Origin of the sequence: Actinoplanes sp. NPDC051346, from assembly GCF_040682215.1 — a bacterium.
Taxonomy (GTDB): domain Bacteria; phylum Actinomycetota; class Actinomycetes; order Mycobacteriales; family Micromonosporaceae; genus Actinoplanes.
In genome coordinates, this window is the sequence record NZ_JBFBAJ010000002.1 from 628,942 (window position 1) to 655,799 (window position 26,858).

Here is a 26,858-nt window from a genome sequence, read left to right on the forward strand (position 1 = left end):
GTAACGGAGAACCCCTCATGAGCGCGTTCGGCACCATCCGCTGGGAACAGGACGAGACCGGCGTCGTCACCCTCGTCCTCGACGACCCCGATCAGTCCGCCAACACCATGAACCAGGCCTTCAGGGACTCGATCACGGCGGTCGCCGACCACGCCGTGGCGGGCGGGGACGGCATCCGCGGCATCATCGTCACCTCCGCCAAGAAGACGTTCTTCGCGGGCGGCGACCTCAAAGACATGGTGCGGCTCCGCCCCGAGGACGCTCAGGCTACCTTCGACACCACGATGGCGATCAAGCGATCCCTGCGCCGCATCGAGACCCTCGGCAAGCCCGTCGTCGCCGCCATCAACGGCGCCGCGCTCGGCGGCGGGTACGAGATCGCGCTCGCCTGCCACCACCGCATCGCCCTCGACGCGCCCGGCTCCACGATCGGTCTGCCCGAGGTCACCCTCGGCCTGCTCCCGGGCGGCGGCGGTGTCACCCGCACCGTGCGGCTTCTGGGCATCACCGACGCACTGCTGAAGGTGCTGCTCCAGGGCACCCGATACACACCCCGGCGCGCGCTCGAGACCGGCCTCGTGCACGAGGTCGCCACCACTCGGGAGGAGATGCTCGCCAAGGCCCGCGCGTTCATCGACGCCCACCCCGAGTCCCGCCAGCCGTGGGACGTTCCGGGATACAAGATCCCCGGCGGCACCCCGTCGACCCCGAGATTCGCCGCCAACCTCCCGGCGTTGCCCGCCACCCTCAAGAAGCAGCTGAACGGCGCCCCCTATCCCGCGCCGCGCAACATCCTCGCCGCGGCGGTCGAGGGCACCCAGGTCGACTTCGAGACCGCACAGGTCATCGAGTCCCGCTACTTCACCGAGCTGGTCACCGGACAGACCGCCAAGAACATGATCCAGGGTTTCTTCTTCGACCTCCAGACGGTCGAATCCGGTGCCAGCCGCCCGACCGGCATCGAGCCGCGTCGAGTGAGCAGGGTCGCCGTGCTCGGCGCCGGCATGATGGGCGCCGGCATCGCCTACGCCTGCGCCCGCGCCGGCATGGACGTCGTCCTCAAGGACATCAGCCAGGAAGCGGCCGACAAGGGCAAGGCCTACTCCGAGGTCCTGCTCACCAAGGCTCTGAGGCGAGGCCGCGTCACGGAAGCCGACAGGGACGCGCTGCTGGCCCGGATCACCCCCACCGCCGACCCGCAGGGCCTCGCCGGCTGCGACGCCGTCATCGAGGCCGTCTTCGAGGACACCGCGCTCAAGCACAAGGTCTTCCAGGAAATCCAGGACATCGTCGCCCCGGACGCGCTGCTCTGCTCCAACACCTCCACCCTGCCCATCACCCTCCTCGCCGAAGGCGTCACCCGACCCGAGGACTTCATCGGCCTGCACTTCTTCTCACCGGTCGACAAGATGCCCCTCGTCGAGATCATCAAAGGCGAGGGCACAAGCGAAGAAGCGCTGGCCCGCGCCTTCGACCTGGTGCGGCAGCTCCGCAAGACCCCGATCGTCGTCAACGATTCGCGAGGGTTCTTCACTTCGCGGGTCATCGGCCACTTCATCAACGAGGGCCTGGCAATGGTCGGCGAGGGCGTGGACCCCGCGTCGGTCGAACAGGCCGCCGCCCAGGCCGGTTATCCCGCCAAAGTCCTGGCCCTCCTCGACGAACTGACCCTCACCCTGCCGCGAAAGATCCGCAACGAGAGAAGGCAGGCGGTCGAGGAGTCCGGCGGCACCTGGGCCGCGCACCCGGGCGAGACGGTCATCGACCGTATGGTCGACGAATTCGGCCGCCCCGGCCGCAGCGGCGGCGCCGGGTTCTACGACTATGTGGACGGCGAACGTGCCGGCCTGTGGCCGGGCCTGCGTGAGCACTTCAAGGCCGCTGAGGGTGGTGATATCCCCTTCGAGGACATGAAGGAACGGATGCTCTTCGCCGAAGCACTGGACACCGTCCGCTGCCTGGAAGAAGGCGTCCTCACCTCTGTCGCCGACGCCAACGTCGGCTCCCTGATGGGCATCGGCTTCCCCGCCTGGACGGGCGGCGCGCTGCAATACATCAACGGCTACGAAGGGGGGCTACCCGCCTTCGTAGCCCGGGCGCGGCAACTGGCCGACCGTTACGGCGATCGGTTCCTCCCACCCGCGATGCTGATGGAGAAGGTGGAGCGCGGCGAGTCGCTGACCGACGGGCCCGGTCGCGTCGGCTGATCGGAGTCAGGGGTCCGCGCGCCGACCTGGGACACGTCATGGGCCCGCGGACTCCTCGGCCTCCCAGCGCAGCAGGTCGCCTGGCTGGCACTCGAGCACCTCGCAGAGGGCGGCGAGCGTCGCGAAACGCACTGCCTTGGCGCGGCCGTTCTTGAGTACCGCCAGGTTGGCGGGTGTGATTCCTACCCGGTCCGCGAGCTCGCCCACGGACATCTTCCGCTTGGCAAGCATCACGTCGATGTCGACGGCGATCGGCATCAGATCACCTCGTCCAACTCGGCCCGCAGCCGCGCTGCTTCGCCGTCGCGCGTGACGGCCTGGGCGAGCAGCGTCCGCAGCACGCGCACGATGAGCGCGACCCCGAGGATGGCCACGCCGACCCCGCCCATGATGACCGTGACGCCCGGGTCGTCCCGCTGGCCCGGCGCGTTGACGGCCGTGACCGCGAACCACACGAGGGCGGCCGCCACGATCGCTCCGGTCATGACGTCGACGTACCGGAAGGCGGCGTGGGAGAACACGGTTCCGCGTCGCACCATCGTCACCAGCCGCCATACGCAGACCAGGGCGACCTGGGCCGACGCCATGCCCAGGATCGTGATCACCCTCAGCGGGGTCAGCGGGAGTGCCCCGTCCTCCGGGTCGGTGGCCAACGCCCACACCATCATCACCTGTACGAACACGGTGCCGGCGAGCACCACCACGAGCACGACGCGCAGCGCATGCACGGTCAGCTTTCCCATGGCCCGTCCTTCCATCGAATGACGATCGAATCCTATCGAGTCTCGATAGACTGGGCAAGGACGGGACCTGTCGATCGGGCCGGGGGAGACGGCCGGCAGATCGGGCACACGTCCGTACGGCACCCGCAGTCCGAGCCGCGAGGTCGCTCTGGGCCGCGAGCAGGCTGCCGACAGGCAGCGAGGCGCCTGGGCAGACAGCCGTTGCGGGAACGGTTTAGGGTCCGACCTGTGAAGGTCCTTTTCCTGCTGAACGACGGCTTCGGTATTGGCGGCACGATCTCCACGACCTTCAATCTCGGCAGCGCCCTCGCCGAGCGCGGTCATCAGGTCGAAGTGCTCAGCACCACGCGCGGGCGCGACATGCCCCAACTGCCGTTGCACCCGGCCGTGCGGCTGATGTCGCTCGTCGAGACACGAGCCGGACATCCCGACCACGCCGGAGACGATCCGCAACGCGGTCAGCCGGCGCGGTTCTATCCAAAGGCCGACTACCGGTCCAGCGACTACGACCGGATGGTCGAGGAGCGGTACGCGCGGTACTTGGGGAGCAGCGACGCCGACGTGGTGATCGCCACCCGGGCCGGTCTGATCGCCTATGCCGGCCGATTCGCCCCGGAGCGGATGATCAGGATCGGTCAGGAGCACCTGACCCGGCTTCAGCAGCGCAAGGCGATGCGCGAGGAGTTGCCGCGTCACCTGCGCAAGCTGGACGCGTTCGTGACCGTCACCGCGCGTGACGCCGAGGACTACCGGGCGCACGTGCGGCTCCCGAAAACCGAAGTGACGTTCATCCCGAACAGCGTGCCGGCGCCGGCCGTGCCACGGTCGCACGGCCGGGACAAGATCGTGGTGGCGGCCGGCCGGCTGATCCCCAGCAAGCGGTACGACCTGCTGATCCAGGCCTTCGCCACGGTGGCGGCCGAACGTCCGGACTGGCAGCTTCGGATCTACGGCCAGGGCAAGCTCAGAAACAACCTGCGCGCTCTGGTCGCCGAGTTGGGGCTGCAGGGCAACGTGCTGATGATGGGGCCGTACACGCCGATCGAGACGGAATGGGCGAAGGGTGCGATCGCGGCCGTACCGTCCGACCGGGAACCGTTCGGCATGACCCTGGTCGAGGCGATGCGGTGCGGGGTGCCGGTCGTCAGCACGGACGCGCCGCACGGTCCGGCCGAGATCCTGCAGGACGGGACGGACGGCCTGCTCACGCCGGTCGGGGACGAGGCCGCCCTGGCGGCCGCGCTGCTGCGGCTGATCAACGACGACGCGCAACGGGAAGCGATGGCCGCCGCCGCGCTGAAGAACTCGGAACGCTACGACCCGGCCCTGATCGCCGAACAGTACGAGCAGTTGTTCGAACGTCTCGCGGCCCGCAAAGCCACCCGCCGGCGCTGGTGGCCCCGCTCTAAGCGAACGACCGCCCCGCAGCCGGTGCTGGGCCCGGCGCCGACGTCCGCTGTCCCGACCGTCGACGCGCTGGTCACCGCGGACGGCGAACTGGTGCTGGACGGCGGCGCGGACCTGATCTGGTGGCGCGACGACGAGAAGGTGCCGGTGGGCGGCGACCTGACAGAGGGGAACTGGCAGCTCCGCACCCCGGACGGTGCGGCGGTCCGGGCCGGCAGGCTGGACACCCGGGCCCTGATTCCCGGCACGGCCACCCGGGTCCAGCTGCCCTACCGACTCGGCGACGGCTGCTTCGGCCTGCGGGTCTGGAACCGGTCGGTGTACGCCGAGATCGGCAACGTGCTGATCTACACGGACGGCCTGCGGATCGAGGGACGCGTGGTCGGCGCCGAGCCCGTCGCCCCGGTGCTGGAACTGCGGAGCACCGCGACCCGGGAGCTGCCGGGCTCCGTCACCGACTCAGGTTTCACGGTACGGATCGGCGCGCTGCCGGCGGGCACCTGGCAGCTTTGGCTGCGCTACGCGCCGGGGCGACCCGCGGTCCGGCTCGGCCGGCTCCTGGACGACGTGGCCCGCAAGGACATCGCGTACGTGCTGTCGCCGATCATCATCGGCGGCGTCACGATGCAGCCGCACTACGACGCGAACAACGAGTTCTCGATCCGCGTGACGAGCTGACCCGGATGAGCGGCACCACCGGCTGCCGCCCCTACGAGGATCGTCCGGCCAACTCCACCAACGCGTCGGCGGCCTCCGCACGCACGGAAAGATCAGCATGCTCGGCGAAGGAAGCGATGATCGACCGCGCGGCGGGATCGTGGGTCGCGCCGAGAATCCCCAGCACATAGCCGATCAGCACAGTCGACAATCGGGACATCAACGGCACCAGCGGTTCGAACAACGCCAACGGCAGGTCGTAACAGGCTTGCGCACCGCCGCACGCGTTCAACGCCGCTTCCTGGACACGCTCCTCATCGGCAGCAACGGCAGCCGCAACGAGCCTCTCTACCGCGGCCTGCGCCCCAGCATGGCTACACGCCCGGTCCCGGAGGTAATCGCCGGCCTCATCCGCCGCGAGCTCCCGCACTCTGGGGTCACGATCTGTGAGCCGCCCCACCACCGCGCTCAACGCTCGATCATTGCTCTCTGTCTGCCTGATCTCGTCGCGCACGCGCACATGATCTCAGCAAGAGTCGATCCGACCCAACGACTTTGCCACGTCGCCCAGATCGTAGAGGCGGGTGACCGTGGTGCCGGCGTCGGAGTGCATGGCGGCCAGCCTGGTGTCCGTCCACCGCCGCACCCCGCTCAGGTGTGGCCCGGCGATCTGCGGCGTATCGGTGGCGTACCCGTCGAAGGGCGCGAACCGGTATCCCTCGAGGCGCAGCTCGGCGACCGGGCGCAGCGGGTCCGAGCTGATCAACAGCAGGTGTTCCTCCCTGGTGAACGCCGCGAGATGACCGCCGGCGAGGTAGAACGCGTCGAAGTACCAGGCGTCGTCCGTGTCGTCGGCTTCGGCAGCCGCGCTCATCGTGAGCCGCCCGGTCGGCGCCTGCGTCGCGAGGTCGACGGTGATCAGCTCGCTGGGGTGGCCGCCGAGCACCGCCACGTACTCCCGGCCGTCGCCGCGGACGTCGGTGAGCAGCGCGTCCGGGCCGGGCTCACCGGTCACGACGGTGGCGCCGTCCCACCGCGGCCAGCTCAGGAACGCCCCGTCGCTGTCGGCGAGCAGGACGAGCACCCCGACCCGGTCGGCGAGCGGGTCGGGGACGATCGCGTAGCAGGCATGGTTGGTGCTCGGCGCGCTGACGGTGACCATGCCGGCCGGCGCCCAGCGGGTGGGGTCGATCGCCACCACCCGGACCGTGCCGGGCACCTCGGTGGGCGTCACCGTCCACAGCAGGCTGCCGCCCGACGTCCACGCGCAGGCGCCGCCCATCCGCCATCGGGGGTGCGTGAGCCGGTACCGCTGCACGCCGGCCAGGTCGAGGACCCGCAGCCCGTCATCCGCGGCGACCGCCACCAGCCCGGCCTCGGGGGAGACGGCGATCCCGTCCGGCGCGACGGCGCGCAGCCCCGGGACGGCCACCGTCGTGGTGGGCTCCAGGCCTGGGCCGAGCAGAAGGATCCGCTCGGCGGCGAGGTCGCGCACCACCATGCCGCCGTCGGGCAGCCCGCACACGAACGACCAGCCGCGCGTCAGCTCGGCCCAGATCGGCAGGGCCAGTGTCGGCAGCGTCACCGCTCCATCCCGTCCATCCCGTCCCGGGCGGCCGCGTCCTCGCCGAGCACGTCGGCGGCGCGGCCGCGCAGCGCCGGGTCCCGCTCCACCGCGGCGTCGAAGCTGCGCCGGGCCTGTTGGCGTTGTCCGTCCGCCGCGTACGCCCTCGCGAGCTCGAAGTGGCCGGCGCCGCTGTCAGGGTTCAGCTCGCAGGCGGCCCGCAGCTGCGTGATCTCCCCGGCCGCGTCGCCCACCTGCCGGTACGCCAACGCCCGCTCGTGCCGGAACCACGCCGTCTCCGGGAACCGCGCCACCGCCGCGTCGAGATGCCGGGACAACTCCTGGTGCGCCGCCGGGAACGACACCCAGGGGGCGATCCCCGCGACCCGGCTCGCGCGTTCCACCGACTGCGCCGCGTGCGCCAGCACCGCCAGTACGCGTGCCTTGCCGGCCCAGGCGCCGGCGTCGCCGTCGTCCAGCGCGAGGGCCCGATCGTAGGCGGCCACAGCCTGCCTTAGTCGCCCGTCCGGCCGTTCGTCGACATGTCCGTCCGGGGGCAGCGCGGCCAGCGCGTCGCCCAGCTCCCGATGGGCGCCGTGATCGCCGGGTCGCAGGACGGTCACCCGTGCGTAGTCCTCGATCGCCCCGTCCTGGTCGCCCTGGCGGGCCCGCAGGATCGCCCGGCAGCGCCAGCCCGGCACCAGCTCGGCGTCCAGCGCGAGCCCCCGGTCGAAGGCGGCTCGCGCCTCGTCCGCACGGCCGAGATCGGCAAGGGCGATGCCCCGGTTCACCCAGGCGGGCGCGAACGCGTCCTCGGCGGCGAGACTGCGGTCCAGGTCGGCGAGGGCCCCGGCCGGGTCGCCGTGGCGCAGTCGGGTGGTGCCCGCGTCGTACAGCGCGCGTGCGCCGGGCGCGGCCGTCCGGTCCGCGTCGTCGTTCGGCATGCGGGGAAGGCTAGCCGACCCCCGCGACCGTCGGGCACCGTGCCATCGAAGAGCATCGCGCTGTTCGGCTCGGCCGATTTCCGACACAGGCTTGTCGAACCATCCAAGTCAGCGCAAATCTATGGGCGCGTGCGAACGGGGGAGGGGAGAGGATCGGTGCGGTCGTCATCGAGAGCAGCCGCGGAACCGGTCGGGGGTCGCAGTACGTGCTGGTGGCTGGTGGCGGCGGCCGGCTACGGCAAGAGCACCGCGCTGCGCCGCTGGTTTCCGACGTCTGGCACGCACTGGCACCGGGTCGGCGGGTCACCGCCGGCCGGCGAGTTGTCGCAACTGGTCAGGGACGCCGCTCGGGCGGGCGCCGCGGTGATCGTCCTTGACGACGTCCCCCGGCTGGCGCGGGACACGGTGCACGACCTGGTTACCACTGTGGAGTCGACGCCCACCGCGGTCACCGTCGTGCTGTCCTCGCGGTGGCCGCAGCACCTCCCAGCGGCGAGCAGCCTCGGGCATGGCCTGTGGAGCCAACGGGGACCGGCCGATCTGGCACTCTCCGCCGAACAGGTCGCCGACGTGCTGCGCGAGGACTACGGTCGCGCCGATCCTGACCTCGCCGATCGCGTACACGAGGCGACGGCGGGCTGGCCGGCGCTGGTGCATCTGGCCGCCGATGTGGTCCGTGCCGACGGGGTCCCGCACGAGTCGCTGCTGGCCGCCCTGAGCGAGCCCGGTGGCCCGCTGGCCACCTACGTCGCCGGGGAGGTCCTCGCCGCGCTGCCGCCAGCCGTGGTCCGCCTGATCCGGCAGGTCGGTCACCTCGCGCCGGTGACGGCCGGCCTGTGCCGTGCGCTCGGGCACCGGGGCGCCGAGGAGTCGGTACGGCTGCTGTCCCGGGTCGGGGTGATCGCACCGGCCGGTCCGCTGGTGCCGGGCCTGCCGCCGGTGCACCGGATCGTGCCGGTGGTGGTCGAGGTCAGCCGGCGGGGGCGGCGCTGCCCTTCGACACAGCGGACGGCGGACGCCGCGCTCGCCGCCACCTGGTACCGCGACCATGGCCCGCCCGTCGCCGCGGCCCGCGCCTTCCAACTCGCCGGCGACGACGACGCCTGCGCCGGCGTGCTTGAGGCGCACGGCGCGGCCATCGTGGCAGGCGGGGACGCCGCCGCCGTGGCCGAGCTGACCGCCGGCCTGCCGCAGCGGCTGCTCACCCGGACCATGCGCCTGGTACGCGGCGACGCCCTGCGCACCGTCGGCGAGGTCGACGCCGCGGCCCGCGCGTACGCGGCGGTGGCCGACGCCGAGGCACGGTGGGACGCCGGACTCGCCTGGCGGATGGGCCGCATCGCCTACCAGCGAGGCGATGCACGGGCCGCGCTTGCCGCCCTCGCCCGCGCCGGTGAGCCGGAGGTGCCCACAGCCGACGCCGTACTGCTGCTGGCCTGGACGGCGCACGCCCACCTGCTGGCCGGTGACGTCGACCGGGCTACCGACCGCGCCCGGCGCGCGGTCGAGGTGGCGATGGCCGCCGGCGACGACCCGGCCCGGGCCAGCGCGCACCTGAGTGTGGCGTTGTGCCTGGGCGTGACCGGCGACGAGGCCGGCAGTGCGGAGCAGTACGGGCTCGCGTCGTCGATCGCCGAGCGCACCGGCGACATCGTCCTGCTGAGCCGGATCTTCACCAATCGCGCGTACCGGCTGCTGCGCACCGCCCGCTACGTCGACGCGCTCGCCGCCGCGCGACGCTCCGGCCGGTACGCGGCGGCGGCCGGCTATCCCAGCCTCGCCGCCCTGGCGCTCAACAACGAGGCCGAGGCGCTGACCATGCTGGGCCGCTTCGACGAGGCCGTCCAACGATACGAGTGGGCGCTGGTCCGCTTCCACCGGATGGGCTCGCGCCGCCTCGGCTGGGCACGGCTGGGTCTGGCCGAGGTGTACCGCCGCCGTGGCTGGCGCGAACAGGCCCGCGGGGCCTACGAGGAGGCGGTCCGGGCTGCCCGCGAGGCGGGCAACGCCCACGTTCTCACTGAGGCGCTGGCCGGGCTGGCGCTGGTCCTGCTCGACGATGACCCACGAGTGGCGGCCGATCATGCCAACCGGGCCGCGCGAGAAGCCGCTGCGGAGTTGCGCGTGCCGGCGCTGCTGGCGCAGGGATGGGTGGCGCAACGTACGGGCGACGCGGCCGGTGCGACACGCCTGGTGCGGGAGGCGGCGCGGATCGCCCGTACGCAGGGCGACCTGGCCGGGATGGCCGACGCGTTGGCGCTGCGCGCCGCGACCGAGACGGACCCCGCCCGGGCCCGGGCCGGGCTGCGGGAGGCCCATGCGATCTGGGCGGACGCGGGGGCGGCCGTGGAGGCGGCCCGGATCCTGGTGCTGCTCGGCCGCCAGCCCGGCGCCTGCGCCGACGACCGGCTCGACGCCCTGGTCGCGGCCGGGCACCTCGCCGCGGCCGGCGCGATCGCGGACCGGCCGGGTGACGCCGCGCTGACCCGCGATGGTGGGCCGGTACCGGGAGGTGAGGTGGTGATTCAGGCCCTGGGCCGGTTCGAGGTGCGCCTCGGCGGCGTCGCGGTGCCGGCGTCGCAGTGGCAGTCCCGCAAGGCCCGCGAGCTGGTGAAGATCCTGGTCGCCCGCCGCGGACGGCCGGTGCCGCGTGGCGAGCTGTGCGAACTGCTGTGGCCGGATGACGATCCGGAACGCACCGGCCACCGGCTGTCGGTGCTGCTGTCGATCGTGCGTGGCGTGCTGGACCCGGCCAAGGCCGTCGCCGCCGACCACTACCTCGCCGCCGACCAGGCGAGCGTCGCCCTCGATCTGTCCCGGATCCAGGTCGACGTGGTCGACTTCCTCGCGCATGTCGCCCACGGCCGGCGCCTCGCCGAGGCCGGCGCCTGGGCCGAGGCCCGTACCGTCCTCGCGGCGGCCGACGCCCGGTACCGGGCCGAGGCATTCGAGGACGAGCCGTATGCCGACTGGTGCGATCCGTTCCGTGAGGAGACCCGCGCGGCCCACCTGGGCATGTTGCGGATCCTCGCCCAGGCGGCCCAGGCAACGTCGGAGCCGGACGCGGCGGTCGGCTATCTGCTGCGACTGCTGGAACACGACAAGTTCGACGAGTCCGGTCACCGGGCGCTGGTCCACGCGCTGGTCGCCTCCGGTCGGCACGGCGAGGCGCGCCGGGCGTTCGAGCGGTACGCCGCCGCGATGCGGGCGATCGACGTGCGGCCGCCGGACGAGGTGATTCTGCGCCCCGCCCGGGCGGCCGCCGCGCCGACTGCCGGGCGCTAGTGGAATGCGCCCGCGGCGATCACGTACACCGTCGTGCTGGCGGCGTCGCCGGCGCCGGCCGCCGCGCCCCGCCGGGCCCGCGCGGCGCCTGCGGGCTCCGGCTGCCGGGCACGTACGACCTGCGCCCGGCCGACGCCGCCGTCGGGATTCGGCATGAGCGCCTCGGGGAACGCGTTCGCGACGCCCCGCACCTCCACCCCCACCGAGTACACGGAGTAGCCCGTGAGGCCCGTGGTCACGGCGGTGGAGCCGGTCTCGGACAGGCCGGTCGCGGCCGCTACGCGCACGCTGAGAGGACCGTCGGATCGTGGGGGCTCGTGGCAGATTGCGTACGCGGTGAGCGTCTGCGGAGGCGGGCCGCCGGTATGCACCTCGACGCTGTTCAGGCCAGCGTCCGGGATCAGACCCGTGACGTGGCCGGAATCGACCGTACCCTCGTATCGGTATCCCATCCCGAGCAGCCGCGTGGAACCGGGGCACCGCGCCGTCACGGCCGCGGCCCCGTGGACGACCTCGGGTTCCAGCACCGGTGCGTTGGCGGACACGTTGCAGACGACCGCCCCTTCGAACGCCCACGGCTCGGCATGGCCGGTGCGCGCCCGCGCCTCGATCCGCGCCGAGGTGAGCCCGGCGTCGGGCTCCATCCGCGTCACCGCCACCGAGCCGCGACCGTCGATGATCCGATAGCCGACGGCGAACACCTGGTACGGCGTCGGGCAACTCACCGTAACCTCCTTGGCCTCGTCGGTGTCGTGCAAGCTGTACGCCGTCCTGCGCACCGGCGCGCCAACCGCGTGCCCCGGCGCGGTGGCCACGGCCACCGACCCGAATCCCACGACCGCTGCGACGACCGCACCGACGGCCCGCCGGCTGAACCTGTACCGCTCCACGTCGACGTCCTTCCCGAACTCCGGCCGTCCCGTATGGACGGCGCGCACACTGTCCCGGGAGCGCGTCACGGTGGCGTCATGGTGGCCGGCCGGAAGCCGGCGGCGCGGCGCGCCCGACGGGCCCCACCCACCGGGGCCCGTCGGCGGCGCGGGGTGTCACAGGATGACGGTGACGCCGAGCGCGGTGTACATGTTGGTGGCCAGGCTGTAGACGTTGCGCCAGCTTCCGCCCGTGTAGTAGTCGCCCAGGTGCACGCCGATGCCCTCGGTGCCGAACGCCCAGGTGCCGCCGCTGTCGCCGCCGGTGGTGTGGTCAGTGGTCATGGCCACCAGACTGCCGACGGTCACCGTCACCACATACGTCGAGTACACCTGGTCGCAGGCGCGCAGGTTCGAACCCCGCCCGTAGACGCAGGACCAGAAACCGGTGGCGAGGTTGTAGTACGGAGTCATGGCGGTCAGCGTGCGTACCTCGGAGGAGGTGGCGTAGAACTCGGGAAGATCGACGTGATTCTGGGTCGTCATCCACTGGAAGTCGCCGTACACGCCCTGGTGCTCGCGCTGGAAGGTGACCCCGTAGTCCGGGTCGCCGTCGGGCGGGCGGTACTCGTCCAGCCCGGTGCAGTGGCCGGCCGTGCTCACGCCGGTGGTCCCGGTGGCATTGTCGATCACCGTGAACCCGCTGGTGCACTCGAAGACGTTGTTGTCCAGCAGTTCTGCCCCGCCTCGGGTGTGCTCCTGCCGGGTGACCGCGGCCGGCACCGTGGTGACCCGCACGCCCTCCCGCAGCTCCACGGGCAGCACGGGAGCCGGTGCGCCGCCACCGATGGTCAGGTCGATCGTGCCGTCGAACCTCACGGCGGCGGTGGCGTCGGCGTACCCGAGGCCGCGCAGATGCTTGATGACCGCGTCGGCGCGGGCCCGCAGCTCGGTCGACGAGTACCTGGCCCCACCGGTCAGGTCCACCCGGATCCCCGCGGCCGCCGCGTCGGCGGCGGCGTCGGCCGGCACCTGGCCCTTGAACCGGATGTCGGACGCCCCGCCCGGCTGCCCGGCGAGCCGGCCGCCGGCGAAGGTGCCCGGATGCCGCTCCGCGAACCGGCCGAGCAGGGCGCCCAGCCGCTGCTGGACTCTCAGGTGCTCGGCGGTCGCGGCCGGTGCCCAGCCGGTACGGGCCGCCACGAGGGCAACGTCGTGCTCGACGGCCGTGCGCTGGTCGACCCGCTCGACCGGGCCCTCGTCGTCAGCGGCGTGGCCGTTGTGGGCCGACACCGCGCCGACTGGGACGACGAAGCCGATGAGCAGCGCGGCGGCGAGCCCGGCCGTCCACATCGGTTTTCTCTCGACCTTCATGTGCTCTCCCTTCGGACCCCTGCGACGATCCCGCCGCCGGAGGGCGCCCACCGGACGGATGGGCAGGGAGAGAGTGGCCCGGTCCCGTCACGGCGGCCTCAGGGTCGGCTCATGGTCGGCAACCGACCGTGGTGCCATCGGGGAGCCGACGGCCCGGATCGACTTGATCCTTCAGTTGATAGCCTGCCCTCGATCGCGCGAGCCGGCGACGGTCGGGCGGGGAGGTTTGCGCGGTGCAAGAGCTGCGGCTACTCGGGCCGGTTGAGGTCCACGCCCGCGACGGGTCGGTCCACACCAGCGAACCACGCCGTCTCGCGGTGTTGACGGCGTTGACGGTGGATGCGGGACGGTTGGTGCCCACGACGACTCTGATCGACCGGGTGTGGGGCGATGACCCGCCCGGGCAGGCCGTCAGGACGCTCGGCACCTACATTGCCCGAATCCGGCGGACGTTGGAGGAGTCGTTCAGCGACCCGGCGGTGACCGTGGTCAACCAGGCGGGCGGCTACCGGTTGACGGTAGGGCGCGACCAGATCGACCTTTTTCGGTTTCGTGACCTGGTCGTTGAGGCCCGGCGGCCGGCCCGCACTCCGCAGGAACGCGTCGACCTGCTGCGGCAGGCCGTGGCGCTGCACCGCGGCGACCCACTGACCGGAGTGGCGGGAACGTGGGCGACGCGCACCCGCGAACATCTGATCGGTGAGTTGTTGACGGCCCGGGCGGACTGGGCCGACGCGGAGGTGGCCGTCGGCAACGCTCCGGTGGTGCTGGCACCGCTGAGCGCGCTAGCCGACGGGTATCCGCTGGCGGAGCCGTTGATGGTGGCGTTGGTGCGCGCGCTCGTCGCCGTCGGTCGTCCCACCGAGGCGCTGGAACGGTGCCGCCTGCACCAGGTGCGGCTCGCTGACGAGTACGGCACCGACCCCAGCCCGCAACTGACGACGCTCTACGAGACGGTCCTGCGCGGCGATCGGCAGCTCGTCGCCATGCCGAAGGAGCAGTCCGAGGTGTCGGGTTTGTCGGCGTCGACGGGGCCGCAGCCCGCAACGCCGGTCGAGGCGGAGACCGTGACGGCAGGAGCGGAGGTCGAGCGGCGGCGTTGGCGTCTCATGGCCGCCGTCGCGTTCTGCACCACGCTCGCCGTCGCGTTCGGCGCCGTGCGGTTCTGGCCGTCCGATCGGCCCGCCCACTCGGGCCCGAGCGTCAACGGCCAGGTCACCGCCACCGAGGACTTCTCTGGTACGGCGTTGGAGCCCACCCAGTGGGCGGCTCACCAGACGCGCCATGAGAACGGTTCGTCCTGGTCGCCGGCCATGGTGCGCGTCCGCGACGGCGAGCTGCAGATCCGTGCCTCGGGCCGCAGCCCGGTCGGCAGGGGCAATATGGCCGGCTCCGTCTGCTGGTGTTTGGAACGCGGAATCGTGCGGACCTTCGGGGTCTGGGAAGTCCGGGCGAAGTTCGACGTCGGCGCCGGTTACGCCCCGATGATCGGTTTGTATTCGGGCGTTGCGGAGAGCACCCCGGGGTGGGGTTTTCTGACGATGGCACGGCTCGACGACGGCGAGCGACGCAGCATGTATCCGGTGGTGCGTGGCGCCGGGGGCCGGCCCATCGACGGAGCTCCGGTTTCTGGAGATTTCACCGCCTGGAACACCTATTCCATCGAATGGCGCGCTGATTTCGTCACCGTCTCCCTGAACGGCGTCGTCATCCTGGACACGCGGGAAATGTCGGTGCGGGTGACCATCCCGACGACCCCCATGTTTCTGTACGTCCAGGTGGTGCCGGGACCCGAAGGCGCCGTACCAGCCCCGAACCAGGAGACGCCGAACCAGGTCGCCACATATGTGGACTGGGTTCGATACGCGAGCTGACCTGCGCCTCAGCAATTCCACAGCCTTGCCGTCTCCGTGCCCTGCAACCCTGACGAGGCCCACATGGAGGGCCGGCGTGGCTGCGTGACGGGGGTACGCCGGCCTTCCTCCGGGCGCCGGTGAATGCACGTACCCATGTCATTCAAGGAGAGCAGCTTGACATTCCGACGTAGAGATCCGCTGCCGCACCAGCCGCGGTGGCGGTCGATCGGGCGTGTTCTAGCCCCGATCATGGCAATCGCCGCCGCGGCGACCGGAGTGGCTTTCGGCAGTGGCGCAAATGCGGCGGCTGCCGGGGACGAGGGCTTCAAGGTGCCGAGCCGCTCGGGCGCGGCGTGGGCCAGCGGGGTCTTTGTGCGAGGATTCGATGTCCCACGCTTCGCCGAGTTCGGTCGCTACCGGGGCCGACCCCTGGATGTCGTCTCCACTTTCCCGGGTCGGGGAACCTGGAACGAATTCATCCAGCCCGGCCCGGCCTACTCGACCTTCACCGGACAGCCATACACGATGGTGTACGGCATTCCCCCCATCCCCGAAGCCGAGAACGCGTCGATGGCCCAGTGCGCGGCCGGGGCGTACAACGACAAGTGGCGGACCTTCGCTCGTACCCTGACCGATGCTCGGCTGGGGACATCGATCATCCGCCTGGGCTGGGAGATGAACGGTTCCTGGTTCCGCTGGGGCGGCGACAAGAACCACCCGGAGGACGCCCCACGGCACGCCCGCGAATATCGGGACTGTTTCCGGCAGGTCGTCACCACGGTCCGCGCGCTCGCGCCGGGGCTGAAGTTCGACTGGAACGTCAACCGGGGCCGCAGCGACGGCATTCCGAACATCGACGATGTGATGCTGGCGTACCCGGGTGATGACGTTGTCGACATCGTCGGCGTCGACACCTACGACAGCTGGGTGGACTGGAACTGGGCGCTCAACGACCCCGACCAGGGCATGAACGCATGGCTCTCGTTCGCCCGCGCGCACGGCAAGAAGCTGTCCTTCCCCGAGTGGGGCCTCTACACGGACCACAAAGACAACGGCGACTGGGCGCCCGGGCACGAAGACCAACCCGAATACATCCAGCACATGTACGACTTCTTCAAGGACAACGCGAGCGACATCGCCTACGAGGCGTACTTCAGCAACGAAACCGAGGACGGCCGCAACTCGCTGTGGAACCCGGTCAACATGCCGGACTCGTCCGTGAGGTATCACGAGCTGTACAAGACCACCGCACCGCCGCCGGGCACGCTGTCGATCCAGGACACCGCGCGAGGCTCCGTCGCCGGCCAGGTGCAATTCTCGGCGAACTGGCACCAGTGCACCACGACGTGCCACAAGGTGTCCGATCGCAGTTATGTGTGGACCGCGATTCCGGGTTCAACGGCGACAGTCCGGTTCACCGGAAGTCAATTGCGCTGGTTCGGAATCAAGGAACCGTTCTCGGTGATCGCGACCGTGGCGATCGACGGTGGCGCTCCGGTGGACGTCGACCCGTACGCGGCGACGGCGAGTGCCACCAGTGAACAGTTGTACGCCTCACCGGTGCTGTCCGAGGGGACGCACACCGCGGTGATCACCATGACGAACCGACGCAACCCGGCGTCGACCGGCGGCAGCTCGATCACCTTCGACCGCGCTGACGTGACCGTCGTCAGCCAGCAGCGATAACGCCGCCGCGTCTCTGCCCCGCAGCTTCCATTGCTGTTTCGTCAGTCATCGCCGGCATCGCCTCGACCTTGGCGACCGGCACGAAGAAGGGAAAGACCATGAAGACTCGCTTCTCCATGCACAAGAAGGTTGCCTTGACGGCACTTGCCGGCGCCGGCCTGGGACTGGCGGTGCTGCAGGTGCCAGCTCAGGCGGCGGGATGGGACCTGAACGGCACTGGCGCCGGAGTCGTCGGCGCGCACGCCTACGGCAACGCCTCCCGTCGGGGAGACGACCGCGTTCAGATCACGGGCACCATCAAGGACACCGAGGAGGACGGAAAGCTCGCCATCGTCGAGCTGCGTGCCACGTACGCGGAAGGTTCGCCCCGCTACGAGCGCGACGCCACGGGCAGCAGCAAGGCCCTCGGCTCGACGGGCGGCTACAACTTCGCGCCCACCGTTCGCACCATCTCCGGACGCGAGTGCCTGGGTCACAAGACAGCTTCCGGCGCACTCGTCGTCGATCGCTGCGCCGCGGAGTGGTACCGCATCTGGTAGCAGCGGCCGCGGCGACGGAGCCGCCTGACCGTTGTGGACGGCGCGACCCTTCGAGACCATCCAGGTGCCCGGCCGGATGCCTCGCTCGAAGGGTCGCGCCCCTCGCGGCGCTGGACTCAACAGTGTGGTCTGGTCACGGCATACTCGTCAGCCATGGGCTTCGAAGAGGACTGGCGAGGTGTGGTGTCTGGCACCGACCGGGATCCCGGCATCGGAGTCGCGGTCGGCGGGCGTGACGGCGACGTCTGGACTGCCGGGCCCGACCTGCTGTTTCCGGCGTGCTCGATCAGCAAGCACGTCGCCGCGTTCGGCACGCTGAGATTGGTCGCCGACGCGACCCTCGACCTCGACACCGACGTCAACGCTTATCTGTCCACGTGGCAGCTGCCCGGGAGCGGCACGGTGACCGTACGCCAGCTGCTCGCCCACACAGCGGGCCTCACCAAGAACTGGTACCCCGGCTACGCCGCGGGTGAGCCCGTACCCTCGCTGCGGCAGATCCTGCGGGGTGAGCCGCCGGCCAACACGCCCAAGGTCCGGCGCGAACTGCCGCCCGGGACCGAATTCCGGTATTCGGGCAGCCACTACGCCGTCCTCGAGCAGCTCCTGACCGACGTGACTGGGACGCCGTTCGCCACGCTGATGTCGACGCTCGTCCTGGAGCCGGTAGGTATGGCGGACAGCAGCTACGACCAGTGCTTCCCGTACGAACACCAGGAACGCGCCGCTCGCGGCCACCGCGGCGGCACTCCTGTGCCCGGCGGCTGGCACACGCAGCCGGAGATGGCCGCCGCCGGCCTGTGGAGCACCCCGGCCGACCTGGTGCGGTTGGAGCGCGAGATCAGCCGCGCCACCACCGGTGAATCCGCGCTTCTGCCACCGGATCTAGCCGCGCAGATGCTGACACCGCAGGTGCCTGGCGGCTTCGGTCTCGGCACCGAGATCGGCGACGGATGCTTCGGGCATACCGGGCAGAACACCGGCTACAGCTGCTTCTCGTTCGCCTGGCCGGCGTCGGGCACGGCGGTCGCCGTAATGACCAACGCCGAAGACCGCCACGACACGCTGCAGGCCCTCATGACACTCGCCGGCCGCCACTACGGCTGAAGCCCTGCAAGGGATGAGCTGGCGAGCTGCTATTCCTTCATCTCCGCGTGGAACAGCCTTCTCCGTCGCTTTGCGCACGAAGAGCACCCGGAGTGCGTCGGAAGCGCGTTCAATGACGTCATGGCGATCGTCGACACCGGCATCCGGTCGGGCTAGGGGACCGTCATGCCACGTCGCCGACACGCGAAGAAGATACCGCCGAGAGAGGTACCCGGCTACGGCGAAGCGTGGGAAGCCGGTCTCATTCCCCAGGTGCCGTCCACCCCGCCGCGCCTCACGGTAGCTCCCACCGCGCGGGCCCAGTTCCGCACCTTCGTCGTCACGACCATCACCACTTTCCTGACGGCGCTTCTATTCGTCAAGATCCTCGAATGGCTAGGCGCCCCCAATGTCGCGTTCATGATCGTCGGGGGCTTGGGCGGCATACTGTGGTTGGTTCTGATCTGTCGGCTCCAGGCCCGCATCGGCGATCAACTTGTCGCCGAGTTCCGTCACGGATACACCACGTTGGAGTGGAAGTCAGGGGGTTTCTGGGTCGGAGAGGGATATACCGGCGGCACCGGAGAGGACTGGTCGCGCTGGGATTGTCGGGGCCTCTGGTTGCTGGACGCCAAGACGGGGGCCGTGCTGCGCGGTCCCGTCCCCGGCGGCGATCCCCCCGGAATGTATCCATCCCCGCACCACCCCGGACGATGGGAGCTGTGGACGGGCTTGCAGTGGCACGGTCACTACGACCGTCCCGCCGACCACAAGTCCCATCGACATTGAATGACGCCGACACAGGAAACAGGTGCGCCCCGCCCCTCCGTGTGGAGTGGGCGGGGCGCCTTCCTGCTATGGGGATTGTTGATTAGCGGGTGCCGTTGAGGGTGGATGCGGGTACCCGTACCGTGACGGGAGGCAGCTGCTTGGCCTCATCGCTGGTCGGGGTCGCGTCGGCGGCGATTTCAGCCTTCGATTCGTCTGCCCGGTCGGCCTTGCGGGCGGTCGGCTCGTCGGGCTGATCGCCGGTAAGAGGCTCGGTGAACGGCTGGATGTCACCCTCGCAGACGGTGCCCACGGCGGGCAGGGTTCCGGTCAGCAGGTAGGTGTCGATGGCATCGGTGGCGCACTTGGAGGTGCCGTACGCGGTGTGTCCCCAGTTGGTGCTGGACAGCAGGCGGCTGTTGGGCAGCAGCTTGGCGGACTCGACGGCCTCGACGTAGTTGGTGGCCGGGTCCCAGTAGTTGCCGACGACGAGCACCGGCGCGGCGGTCCGCTTGGTGAAGGGGCCTCGGTAGGCGTCCTCGTCACGTACGGTCCACGTGTTCGCCGCGCAGGCGGCGGTGCTCCAGGCCCAGGCGCGACCGAAGTACGGGGCTCGTTTGTCGGACTTCGCGGTCAGCGCCGGCCAGGATGCGGCGTCCTTCGGGTGCAGGCCGTCGGTGCACGCGACGCCGGCGAAGGTCTCGAGGCCGTTGTCGTACGGGAAGTCGCGGGCCGGCGCGGTTCGGCGAGCGTCCGCGATTCGCTTGGCCAGGGCCGACTGCGCGGCGGCCTGCCGTGCGGCGGTGACGCTGCCATCGGGGTTGACGGCTTCCCACACGTACGTCGTCATGCCGATGACCAGCTCGCCCGCGAACGGGCTGTACAGCGATCCGAGGAGTCCACCGATGAAGTCGGCGTAGGTGATCGTGGAGGTGCCCGTCTCGTCAGTGATGACGGCCGGCTTGGCCTTCAGTTTCCTGGTGAGTGTCTCGAAGTTCTTCACCGGGTCGCCGGCGGCGAAGGCGCAATGCGTCTCGCCGGCGGTGTCGCAGCGCTTGAGGATCTCGATCAGTGCCTTGTAGGCGCCGTCGGCCGACCGGAGCCGGTCGTCGAGTATGAGCTTGCTGGTCTTGGGGGTGCCGGCCCAGTTGACGGGGTTGATGACACCGTCCACGGTGATCGCGCGTACCCGGTCGGGGAACATGTTGGCGTAGTACTGCCCGAGGGCGCTGCCGTAGCTGAAGCCCAGGAAGGTCAGTTTCTTGTCGCCGACCGCACGGCGCAACACGTCCATGTCGCGGGCCACCTCGGCGGTGGACATCGCACCGGACAACGGCTTACCGGTGGTGGAGCAGCCGCGCCCGATGGCCTTGGCCGACTTGATGTAGGCGGCTTCCTCGGCCTTGCCGTAGGGGAAGGCCACGTTGAGACCGGCGTACGCCTTGGTCTGGTCCTTGACCGAGGCGAAGCACCGCACGTTCTGGCTGCTGGCGATGCCGCGGGGGTCGACTCCGACGATGTCGAAGCGCTCCAGCACCGATTCACTCAGGAACTGCGGCGCGGCCAACGCGATCTGGGTGCCCGAGCCACCCGGGCCGCCCGGGTTCACGAACAGGCTACCGATCTTGGCCCGCTGATTCTTGGCCTTGACCCTCAGTACGGCGATCTCGGTGGTGGCGCCGTTGGGCTTGTCGTAATCGAGGGGAAGCTTGACGGTGGCGCACTCACCGTGCCCGTAGCAGGGGTACCAGCCGAGCTTCGGGGTCTTCACGCTGTCGACGCGCTTCTTCTCGGCGGCGCTGGTCTTGTCCGAAGCCCGTGCCGCGGCGGTGATCGCCGGCTGGTCGACGGGGGCCGCGAAGGCGGGAGGAGTCGCTGATACAGCGAGGAGCGCGCCGCAGAGCGTAGCTGTCAGGAGACGTTTGGTGGTCGGCATGCAGGTGACCTTCCAGAGGTGGTGGACCCTTTCGCGGCAAGATCATGCATGGTTGTCGATCTTCCGCGGTCCACACTCAAGCGGGTCGGGTGTGAAACCCCTGTGAAGCACGTCCCGACCCGCCCCGCTTCAGTGGATGATCCAAACTACGTGGATGAGTGATCACCTGGCGGGCTCCGAGCCCCAGCTCGCGGAGCTCACGGACTACCAGCGAGGACTACGCAGACGCTTCCTTCAGTCTCAGGTTGTACCCGTGCCTCGACCTTGGCGGCCCGCGGAGAAACACTGCACGCCGGTTGGTGGCCTGCAGGGCGTCGGCTTCGCCGTGGACCCGGCCAGCCGCAAAGATCTGTTGTTGGTGACCTCCCTCGACGGGCACGGCTTGTTCGATACCGTCAGCGGCCAGAAGCTGGCTCGAGACCGCGACCCCTACCCCGACCTTCCCTGCCCGGATGAAGACATGAGCTGTCCTGGGCTGGGCCCGATCGCTGGGATGCCTGTGCGGATTGCTGGATTGCACGGCGGCGGGCTGCACACCGGGACCTACGATGGCTGGCTGATTGACATTGTCAGTCCCGACTGGCCGAACGACCGAGTTCTGCTCTCCCGCGAGGGCGACCCCTTCAGCGGGGAGGAGGGTGTCACGTGGTGGCACATTTTCCATTCGACCTTCTCGGCGCTTCGGGCGGCCGGTTTCTCGCCTTCCGGCAACACCTTGGTAGTTGCCACTAGCAGCGACGTCACCGTATGGACGAGAGAGCAGCCGCGGATCGTCTGAACTCAAACACGTTGACCACCATGGAGATGCGCGGTGCCGCCTTGCGGGCGGTGAGGGTGAAGTGGGTTGCGGCCTCGGGGTCTTCGCCGCCGAGCAGGCGACGGTCGGTCTGCTCTTCATCGGCGTAGATCTGCCAGCCGTCGGCCTTCCACGTGTCGCGTAGGGCGCGCAGCGCGGCCTCGTGCTTGCCCTCCGGCAGGCTCACAGTCGCGTACACGGTCATGGCCCATCGTCCGTCCGAGGCGATGGCGCCGGTTTTCAGATGGCAGGGCCCGGTGCGCGTCTCCCATTCGGCAAGCTCACCGTCGGCAAGTTGGGCCATGGCGTCGGAGTGCTTGCGCGCGAACGTCTCGATGTCGGCCTTCGGCGTGGGCGGCGCCGGGTCCTCTGGTTCGACCGGGCCCAGCTCGTGAAGCCGAAGCAGCCGGCCAGCATCAGGGTGGCGACGGGAATCTCACCCCATCTAAGATCGCCGCCGGCGACGAGTGCCACGGCGCAGGAGAACCCTTACAGGGGCGGCGCCGAATCCTTACAAGACGCAGACATCCATCGGCCCTCGCCCCGGGTAGCGTGTTCGCGTGATCAACACGGCCTGTCCATGCGGTAGCCCTATCCAGGTCGCTGCGCACCTCTCCGGTCATCCAGTCCGCTGCCGAGCCTGCCAACAGGTGCTCGTCGTCCCGGCCCAAGGCGCGACGGTGCCATACGCCGCCCCGGTGCCATACGCCGCCCCGGTGCCATACGCCGCCCCGGTGTCGTACGCGGCGCCCACGGACCCGGCCTACCACGAGTCGGCGGTGCTGAAGGGCGTCTACGTCGCGTCCCTCGCCGGCGGGGTCGCGCTGGCCGCTGTCATCTACACGGTGCTCTTTAACAGCCTGTCAGAGACGGCGCTGGTGCAGCTCACGGCCGTCTGGTTCCTCCCAGTCGTCTTCGGGGCGTACGGCCTGCTGTCGCAGCGGCTGATACGGCTACAGGTCACCGGGCGTGCCGCGACCATAACCAAGGCGGCCGGGGTGTACCTGCAGGCGACCGGACCGCTTGGCGCGGTCGCGCTGTTCCCGTTCCTCTTGCTGAAGAACCGCAACCCGTTCCTCATCTCGGTCGTGGCCGCCGTGTTCTGGGCCGGGCTATTGTGGATCTTCCTGACGGGGATCTTCCCGCTACTATGACGGCGGCGGCATGGCACGCCCGAACACCATGCCATCGAGCGATGACGAATTACCAGAACCTCGCAAACCGACCTCTGAGATCCGCTCGGCAAGGCTGACAACAGACCAGAGCCGGTTGGGCACCGCCTGCACCGAAGGCGGCTGCGTTGACCCGCCAGGCGGACCGTCCCCGCCGGGGCATCGGCTTACACAGCGGCCTTTTCACTTGGTGCGGTCAGGCGGCCTGCCATCGAGATGACCATGCGCCTGGGCGCCCACCTCGTCGCCACCGCGAGTATCGCGTTGGCCAGGCCGTCGACCCGGCTCGGCCGGCTCTTCTCCAGGGCCGCCAGCGTCGTCGCGACCACCTGCCGCGGGGTGCGCTTCTTGCCGACGGCCGCGTCCTCTCCGGCCACGTCGAAGAACGGCGTCTCCGTCGCGCCCGGGCAGATTGCCAGGACCTTCACCCCGGCCGGCCGGGCCTCGGCGTAGAGCGCCTCGCTGAACGACAGGACGAAGGCCTTCGTCGCGCCGTACACGGCCATGTTCGGCAGCGGCTGGAACGCCGCCGTGCTTGCCACGTTGACGACCGCGCCCCGGCCGCGGGCCACCATGCCGGGCAGGAACCGGCGGGTGAGATCGACCAGCGCGACGCAGTTGAGCTGGATCTGCGCGGTGAGCCGGTCGGCGTCGCCGGCGATGAACTCACCGTGCATTCCGAAGCCGGCATTGTTGACCAGCAGGTCGACGTCGATTCCGAGCGCGGCCACCCGCGCGGCCACGCGGTCCGCGGCGCCGGGCTCGGCGAGATCCGCGGGCACGATCTCGACCCGGTGGCCGTGCGCGGCGCGCAGTTCGCCGGCCAGCCCGTGCATCGCGTCCTCGCCGCGGGCGACCAGCACGAGATCGGCGCCGCGCGCCGCGAACTCCCGTGCGTACGCGGCGCCGATGCCGCTCGACGCCCCGGTGATCAGGGCCGTCTGTCCGTTGAATTTCATGAATCCTCCCGGGGTGCCTTGCTCTTCTTGGGGTGTGGGACGAGGGCGAGTTCCACGATCGCCAGGAACGTGCGCACCCGCTCGGTGAACGCCACGCCGCCCCTGTCGCCGGGCTCCAGCACGTCGGTCAGGTCCTTCAGTCCGTCGAAGGCGCCCACCAGCACCGCCGCGACCGACTCGGGCTCCAGGCCGGCGCGCAGGTCGCCGTCGGCCTGACCGCGCCGCACGATGTCGGCGATGAACGCGAGCCAGTCGACCGGAACCTTGGAGACCTCGGCCGCCAGCGCCGGATCGGCCGACAGTTCACGGGTCAACCGGGTGACACTCCACGCCGCAGGCTCGCGCGAGATGAGGTCGAGCATGGTTGGCACGAGTGCCCGCAGCTGCTGCGACGCCGTCGGTTCGGCGATGACGCGCTCGCCGACCTCCGTGAGCCATCGGCCCTTCTGCTCCCGGAGTACGGCGAGGGCGAGGTCGGCCTTGCTGCGGAAGTAGAAGTAGAACGCGCCCTTCGTCAGGCCGGACGCGGCGATCAGGTCGTTCTGCGTGGTGGCCGCGTATCCGCGCTCGGCGAAGATCGCAGCGGCCGTGCGCAACAGATGCGCCCGCGTCGCCTCTCCCTTGGCCGTGGCCGGGACCCGCTGCGTGTTGGTCTCCTTCACGCCCGCCAGCATAAAACCGACCGCCCGGTATGTACATACCAACCGGTCGGTTTCTTGGAACTAGTCCGGCTGTTGCTGGGCCCGGTGTGTGCGGTCGAGTTCGGCTGCCATGGCCCGGCCGAGCGCCGGGAGCCCGACGGTCACCGCGCGCCGCTCGGCCTCCGAAAGGCTGGCCAGGATGCGTTCGTGTCGGCGGCGCATCGCATCGGCGAGTTCCGCCGCGGTGTGACGCCCGGCGTCGGTGAGCCGTACCTGGTGGTATCGGCGGTTGCTCGGGTCGCGCTCCTTGACGACCCAGCCCTTGCCGACCATCGCGTCGATGAGCCGGCTGATCGTGCTCTTCTCCAGTCCCAGGTGAGAGCCCAGCTCGGACTGGGTCGCCTCGGTGCGTGACACGAGTTCCTGCAACGCCATCGCCTCGGACAGCGACGCGCTCGAGCCGGGGATGGCCTGCGTCGGGTCGAGGACTCCGCGCAGCCGGAACAGCAGACTGAGGCCCGCTCGCAGAACGTCGGACTGCTTCGTCACGTGGATCTCGTGGTGTCGAGCGTCAGCTTTCATCACTGGAGCAACGCGCCGGCCGCGGTGCGCGAACTGCGCCGGGTGACCCGCCCCACCGGCCGCATCTGGATCTACGACGCCCGGATCGCGCCATGGCGACGCCTCGCCGACGCCGTGGGCGGCACGGTGCCGCGTACATCCGCCGGGTTGCTGTTCACCCGCGCCGAGATGCCCCATCCGGCGGGCGTCCGATGAGGATCCTGGTCCTCGGCGGGTACGGCGCCGTCGGCGCCCGGATCGTCAGCGAGCTGCGCGCGGCAGGGGCGACGCCCTCCATGGGTAGGCGTTAGCGCGCCGTGACGCCCAGGCTGGCGATCAGTTCCTCGATGCGGGTACAGATGGCGTCGCGGATCGGGCGGACGGCGTCGAGCCCCTGGCCGGCGGGGTCGTCGAGCTTCCAGTCCTCGTAGCGTTTGCCCGGGAAGATCGGGCAGGCGTCGCCGCAGCCCATGGTGATGATGACGTCGCTCGCCTGCGCGGCGTCGTACTCGAGCTTCGTGGGTGTCTGGTCGGTGATGTCGATACCGACCTCGCGCATCGCTTCGACGGCGGCGGGGTTGATGGTGTCCGCGGGTGCGCTGCCGGCGGAGCGGACCTCCACCTGATCGCCGGCGAGGTGGCGCAGCCAGCCGGCGGCCATCTGGGAACGTCCGGCGTTGTGGACGCAGACGAACAGCACGCTGGGCTTGTCGCTCATCGGTTGGTTCCTTCCGGATTCAGGTAGCGGTGGCAGTGGGCGTGCTTGTCGGGTCGGAGCCCTCAGGCGGGACGACGACGTCGTCGGCCGCGGCGCCCGCGTTCGGATACAGCGCCAGCAGCAGCCCGACTCCGATGAGCAGGCCGACGAGTTGGGCGCCGACGTACGCGGGGACGGAGCCGGGGGCGATGCCGGCGAAGGTGTCGGTGAAGGCCCGCCCGATCGTCACAGCGGGGTTGGCGAAGCTGGTCGAGGAGGTGAACCAGTACGCGGCGCCGATGTACGCGCCGACCGCGGCCGGGGCCACCGGCGCGCGGCCGGACCGGGCCAGCGCGAAGATCAGCAGGATGAGGCCGGTGGTCGCGACGATCTCGCCGAGCCACAGGTGCCCGCCGGAGCGGGTCGTGGTGGAGATGTCCACCGCGGCCAGGTCGAACATCAGGTTCGCCAGCACCGACCCGGCGATCGCACCGACGGTTTGGACGACGACGTAGCCGCCGAGGTCCGTACCGGTCAGGCCGGTACGGGTACGGCGGCCGAGCCACCAGTCGGCGGCCGAGACGACCGGGTTGAAGTGGGCGCCCGACACCGGGCCGAAGGTCAGAATCAGCGCGCCCAACGCGAACGCGGTCGCGATCGAGTTCTGCAGCAGTTGCAGTCCGACGTCGTTCGGGGACAGTCGGGTCGCCATGATCCCGGAGCCGACCACGGCCGTGACCAACAGTGCGGTGCCCAGAAATTCGGCGAGGAGGCGGCGCGGCAGCGGCGGGGTGGTCATGGGCATTCCCGTGGGGTGCTGGCGTTGGCGCGTGCCTTCGCGGCGAGGTCGGTGAGCTGCCCGGCGGCAGCGTCGAGCGCGTCGGGCAGCAGCCGGTAGTAGGTGAACCGTCCGCGAGGCTCCGCGACGACCAGGCCGGCCTCGCGAAGTTGGCGCAGGTGGCCGGAGACGTTGGGCTGCTTGGCGCCGGTGTCCTCGACGAGGTGGCAGGTGCAGGCCGGGCCGTCGGCGAGGATCTCCACGATGCGTGCCCGCAGGGGGTCCGCGAGCAGGCGGATCACATCAGGTGAAGCTGATATCAGCACGGTCTGA

The 26,858-nt window shown here is 70.4% G+C and carries 27 protein-coding genes; 11 read left to right on the plus strand and 16 right to left on the minus strand.

Features of this window, described 5'->3' with window-relative positions:
• Positions 1-17 precede the first annotated feature (17 nt).
• Positions 18-2,207, plus strand: coding sequence for a 3-hydroxyacyl-CoA dehydrogenase NAD-binding domain-containing protein (locus AB0M36_RS07090; RefSeq protein ID WP_364153648.1), 2,190 nt, complete (start codon positions 18-20; stop codon positions 2,205-2,207).
• A gap of 36 nt (positions 2,208-2,243) precedes the next feature.
• On the opposite strand, the gene AB0M36_RS07095 is transcribed toward AB0M36_RS07090, so the two are convergent.
• Positions 2,244-2,465, minus strand: a complete 222-nt coding sequence (locus tag AB0M36_RS07095) for a helix-turn-helix transcriptional regulator (RefSeq protein ID WP_364153651.1) — start codon at positions 2,463-2,465, stop codon at positions 2,244-2,246.
• Positions 2,465-2,950 carry a DUF2975 domain-containing protein gene (locus AB0M36_RS07100; RefSeq protein WP_364153654.1) on the minus strand — a complete coding sequence of 162 codons (486 nt, stop codon included), beginning with the start codon at positions 2,948-2,950 and terminating at the stop codon, positions 2,465-2,467. Before AB0M36_RS07100 ends, AB0M36_RS07095 begins: the two co-directional genes overlap by 1 nt.
• A 228-nt stretch (positions 2,951-3,178) precedes the next feature.
• Between AB0M36_RS07100 and AB0M36_RS07105 the strand changes: the two genes are divergently transcribed.
• Positions 3,179-5,035, plus strand: coding sequence for a glycosyltransferase (locus AB0M36_RS07105; RefSeq protein ID WP_364153657.1), 1,857 nt, complete (start codon positions 3,179-3,181; stop codon positions 5,033-5,035).
• A 31-nt stretch (positions 5,036-5,066) separates the two neighbouring features.
• On the opposite strand, the gene AB0M36_RS07110 is transcribed toward AB0M36_RS07105, so the two are convergent.
• From AB0M36_RS07110 to AB0M36_RS07120, 3 genes are read right to left on the minus strand one after another with little or no spacing between them, the layout of a single operon-like run.
• Entirely contained in the window at positions 5,067-5,528 is a 462-nt protein-coding gene (locus tag AB0M36_RS07110; RefSeq protein WP_364153659.1) for a hypothetical protein, read from the minus strand.
• A gap of 12 nt (positions 5,529-5,540) precedes the next feature.
• Complete coding sequence (locus tag AB0M36_RS07115) at positions 5,541-6,599, minus strand: hypothetical protein (protein ID WP_364153661.1); 1,059 nt, start codon at positions 6,597-6,599, stop codon at positions 5,541-5,543.
• Positions 6,596-7,522 carry a tetratricopeptide repeat protein gene (locus tag AB0M36_RS07120; protein WP_364153663.1) on the minus strand — a complete coding sequence of 309 codons (927 nt, stop codon included), beginning with the start codon at positions 7,520-7,522 and terminating at the stop codon, positions 6,596-6,598. Before AB0M36_RS07120 ends, AB0M36_RS07115 begins: the two co-directional genes overlap by 4 nt.
• A 156-nt stretch (positions 7,523-7,678) precedes the next feature.
• On the opposite strand from AB0M36_RS07120, the gene AB0M36_RS07125 reads away from it, so the two are divergent.
• Positions 7,679-10,807 carry a BTAD domain-containing putative transcriptional regulator gene (locus AB0M36_RS07125; RefSeq protein ID WP_364153665.1) on the plus strand — a complete coding sequence of 1,043 codons (3,129 nt, stop codon included), beginning with the start codon at positions 7,679-7,681 and terminating at the stop codon, positions 10,805-10,807.
• Here the strand turns inward: AB0M36_RS07125 and AB0M36_RS07130 are convergent.
• Together AB0M36_RS07130 and AB0M36_RS07135 are read right to left on the minus strand one after the other, a co-directional pair.
• A complete protein-coding gene (locus AB0M36_RS07130) occupies positions 10,804-11,697 on the minus strand; it encodes a hypothetical protein (protein ID WP_364153668.1) in 894 nt (297 codons plus the stop codon). The genes AB0M36_RS07125 and AB0M36_RS07130 overlap by 4 nt on opposite strands.
• A 156-nt stretch (positions 11,698-11,853) precedes the next feature.
• Positions 11,854-13,050, minus strand: coding sequence for a hypothetical protein (locus AB0M36_RS07135; protein ID WP_364153671.1), 1,197 nt, complete (start codon positions 13,048-13,050; stop codon positions 11,854-11,856).
• Positions 13,051-13,283: 233 nt separating this feature from the next.
• On the opposite strand from AB0M36_RS07135, the gene AB0M36_RS07140 reads away from it, so the two are divergent.
• Together AB0M36_RS07140 and AB0M36_RS07145 are read left to right on the plus strand one after the other, a co-directional pair.
• Positions 13,284-14,924 (plus strand): BTAD domain-containing putative transcriptional regulator, encoded by a 1,641-nt coding sequence (locus AB0M36_RS07140; RefSeq protein ID WP_364153674.1) that lies wholly within the window; start codon positions 13,284-13,286, stop codon positions 14,922-14,924.
• Between the two features lie 231 nt (positions 14,925-15,155).
• Positions 15,156-16,592 (plus strand): glycosyl hydrolase, encoded by a 1,437-nt coding sequence (locus tag AB0M36_RS07145; RefSeq protein WP_364153677.1) that lies wholly within the window; start codon positions 15,156-15,158, stop codon positions 16,590-16,592.
• On the opposite strand, the gene AB0M36_RS07150 is transcribed toward AB0M36_RS07145, so the two are convergent.
• Complete coding sequence (locus AB0M36_RS07150) at positions 16,576-16,710, minus strand: hypothetical protein (protein WP_364153679.1); 135 nt, start codon at positions 16,708-16,710, stop codon at positions 16,576-16,578. The two genes, AB0M36_RS07145 and AB0M36_RS07150, sit on opposite strands and share 17 nt — an antisense overlap.
• A gap of 16 nt (positions 16,711-16,726) precedes the next feature.
• On the opposite strand from AB0M36_RS07150, the gene AB0M36_RS07155 reads away from it, so the two are divergent.
• The 3 genes from AB0M36_RS07155 (at position 16,727) to AB0M36_RS07165 (ending at position 19,006) form a co-directional block, all read left to right on the plus strand.
• A complete protein-coding gene (locus AB0M36_RS07155) occupies positions 16,727-17,131 on the plus strand; it encodes a hypothetical protein (protein WP_364153681.1) in 405 nt (134 codons plus the stop codon).
• Positions 17,132-17,284: 153 nt separating this feature from the next.
• Complete coding sequence (locus tag AB0M36_RS07160; protein WP_364153683.1) at positions 17,285-18,238, plus strand: serine hydrolase domain-containing protein; 954 nt, start codon at positions 17,285-17,287, stop codon at positions 18,236-18,238.
• A gap of 252 nt (positions 18,239-18,490) precedes the next feature.
• Positions 18,491-19,006, plus strand: coding sequence for a hypothetical protein (locus AB0M36_RS07165; protein WP_364153685.1), 516 nt, complete (start codon positions 18,491-18,493; stop codon positions 19,004-19,006).
• An 82-nt stretch (positions 19,007-19,088) separates the two neighbouring features.
• On the opposite strand, the gene AB0M36_RS07170 is transcribed toward AB0M36_RS07165, so the two are convergent.
• Positions 19,089-20,921, minus strand: a complete 1,833-nt coding sequence (locus AB0M36_RS07170; RefSeq protein ID WP_364153688.1) for an alpha/beta hydrolase — start codon at positions 20,919-20,921, stop codon at positions 19,089-19,091.
• 154 nt (positions 20,922-21,075) lie between these two features.
• On the opposite strand from AB0M36_RS07170, the gene AB0M36_RS07175 reads away from it, so the two are divergent.
• Positions 21,076-21,699 (plus strand): hypothetical protein, encoded by a 624-nt coding sequence (locus AB0M36_RS07175; RefSeq protein ID WP_364153690.1) that lies wholly within the window; start codon positions 21,076-21,078, stop codon positions 21,697-21,699.
• Here AB0M36_RS07175 and AB0M36_RS07180 read toward each other — a convergent pair.
• Entirely contained in the window at positions 21,662-22,021 is a 360-nt protein-coding gene (locus AB0M36_RS07180) for a hypothetical protein (RefSeq protein WP_364153692.1), read from the minus strand. The genes AB0M36_RS07175 and AB0M36_RS07180 overlap by 38 nt on opposite strands.
• Positions 22,022-22,367: 346 nt before the next feature.
• Between AB0M36_RS07180 and AB0M36_RS07185 the strand changes: the two genes are divergently transcribed.
• Positions 22,368-22,871 carry a hypothetical protein gene (locus AB0M36_RS07185; RefSeq protein ID WP_364153695.1) on the plus strand — a complete coding sequence of 168 codons (504 nt, stop codon included), beginning with the start codon at positions 22,368-22,370 and terminating at the stop codon, positions 22,869-22,871.
• A 185-nt stretch (positions 22,872-23,056) separates the two neighbouring features.
• Here the strand turns inward: AB0M36_RS07185 and AB0M36_RS07190 are convergent, their stop codons facing one another.
• Genes AB0M36_RS07190 through AB0M36_RS07200 form a run of 3 tightly spaced genes read right to left on the minus strand, consistent with a single transcriptional unit; the run spans position 23,057 to position 25,038 of the window.
• Complete coding sequence (locus tag AB0M36_RS07190) at positions 23,057-23,848, minus strand: SDR family oxidoreductase (protein WP_364153698.1); 792 nt, start codon at positions 23,846-23,848, stop codon at positions 23,057-23,059.
• Entirely contained in the window at positions 23,845-24,510 is a 666-nt protein-coding gene (locus tag AB0M36_RS07195; protein WP_364153701.1) for a TetR family transcriptional regulator, read from the minus strand. Before AB0M36_RS07195 ends, AB0M36_RS07190 begins: the two co-directional genes overlap by 4 nt.
• Positions 24,511-24,570: 60 nt before the next feature.
• Entirely contained in the window at positions 24,571-25,038 is a 468-nt protein-coding gene (locus AB0M36_RS07200) for a MarR family transcriptional regulator (RefSeq protein WP_364153704.1), read from the minus strand.
• Here AB0M36_RS07200 and AB0M36_RS07205 point away from each other — a divergent pair, their 5' ends adjacent.
• The gene (locus AB0M36_RS07205) at positions 25,039-25,266 is read left to right on the plus strand and encodes a methyltransferase domain-containing protein (protein ID WP_364153707.1); all 228 of its coding nucleotides are present in this window, start codon (positions 25,039-25,041) and stop codon (positions 25,264-25,266) included.
• A gap of 91 nt (positions 25,267-25,357) precedes the next feature.
• On the opposite strand, the gene AB0M36_RS07210 is transcribed toward AB0M36_RS07205, so the two are convergent.
• From AB0M36_RS07210 to AB0M36_RS07220, 3 genes are read right to left on the minus strand one after another with little or no spacing between them, the layout of a single operon-like run.
• The gene (locus AB0M36_RS07210; RefSeq protein ID WP_364153709.1) at positions 25,358-25,768 is read right to left on the minus strand and encodes an arsenate reductase ArsC; all 411 of its coding nucleotides are present in this window, start codon (positions 25,766-25,768) and stop codon (positions 25,358-25,360) included.
• A 19-nt stretch (positions 25,769-25,787) separates the two neighbouring features.
• Positions 25,788-26,546: an MIP/aquaporin family protein gene (locus AB0M36_RS07215; protein WP_364153712.1), complete on the minus strand. Its 759-nt coding sequence runs from the start codon at positions 26,544-26,546 to the stop codon at positions 25,788-25,790.
• Positions 26,543-26,851 carry a metalloregulator ArsR/SmtB family transcription factor gene (locus tag AB0M36_RS07220; protein WP_364153714.1) on the minus strand — a complete coding sequence of 103 codons (309 nt, stop codon included), beginning with the start codon at positions 26,849-26,851 and terminating at the stop codon, positions 26,543-26,545. The genes AB0M36_RS07215 and AB0M36_RS07220 overlap by 4 nt, the downstream gene beginning before the upstream one ends.
• Positions 26,852-26,858 lie beyond the last annotated feature (7 nt).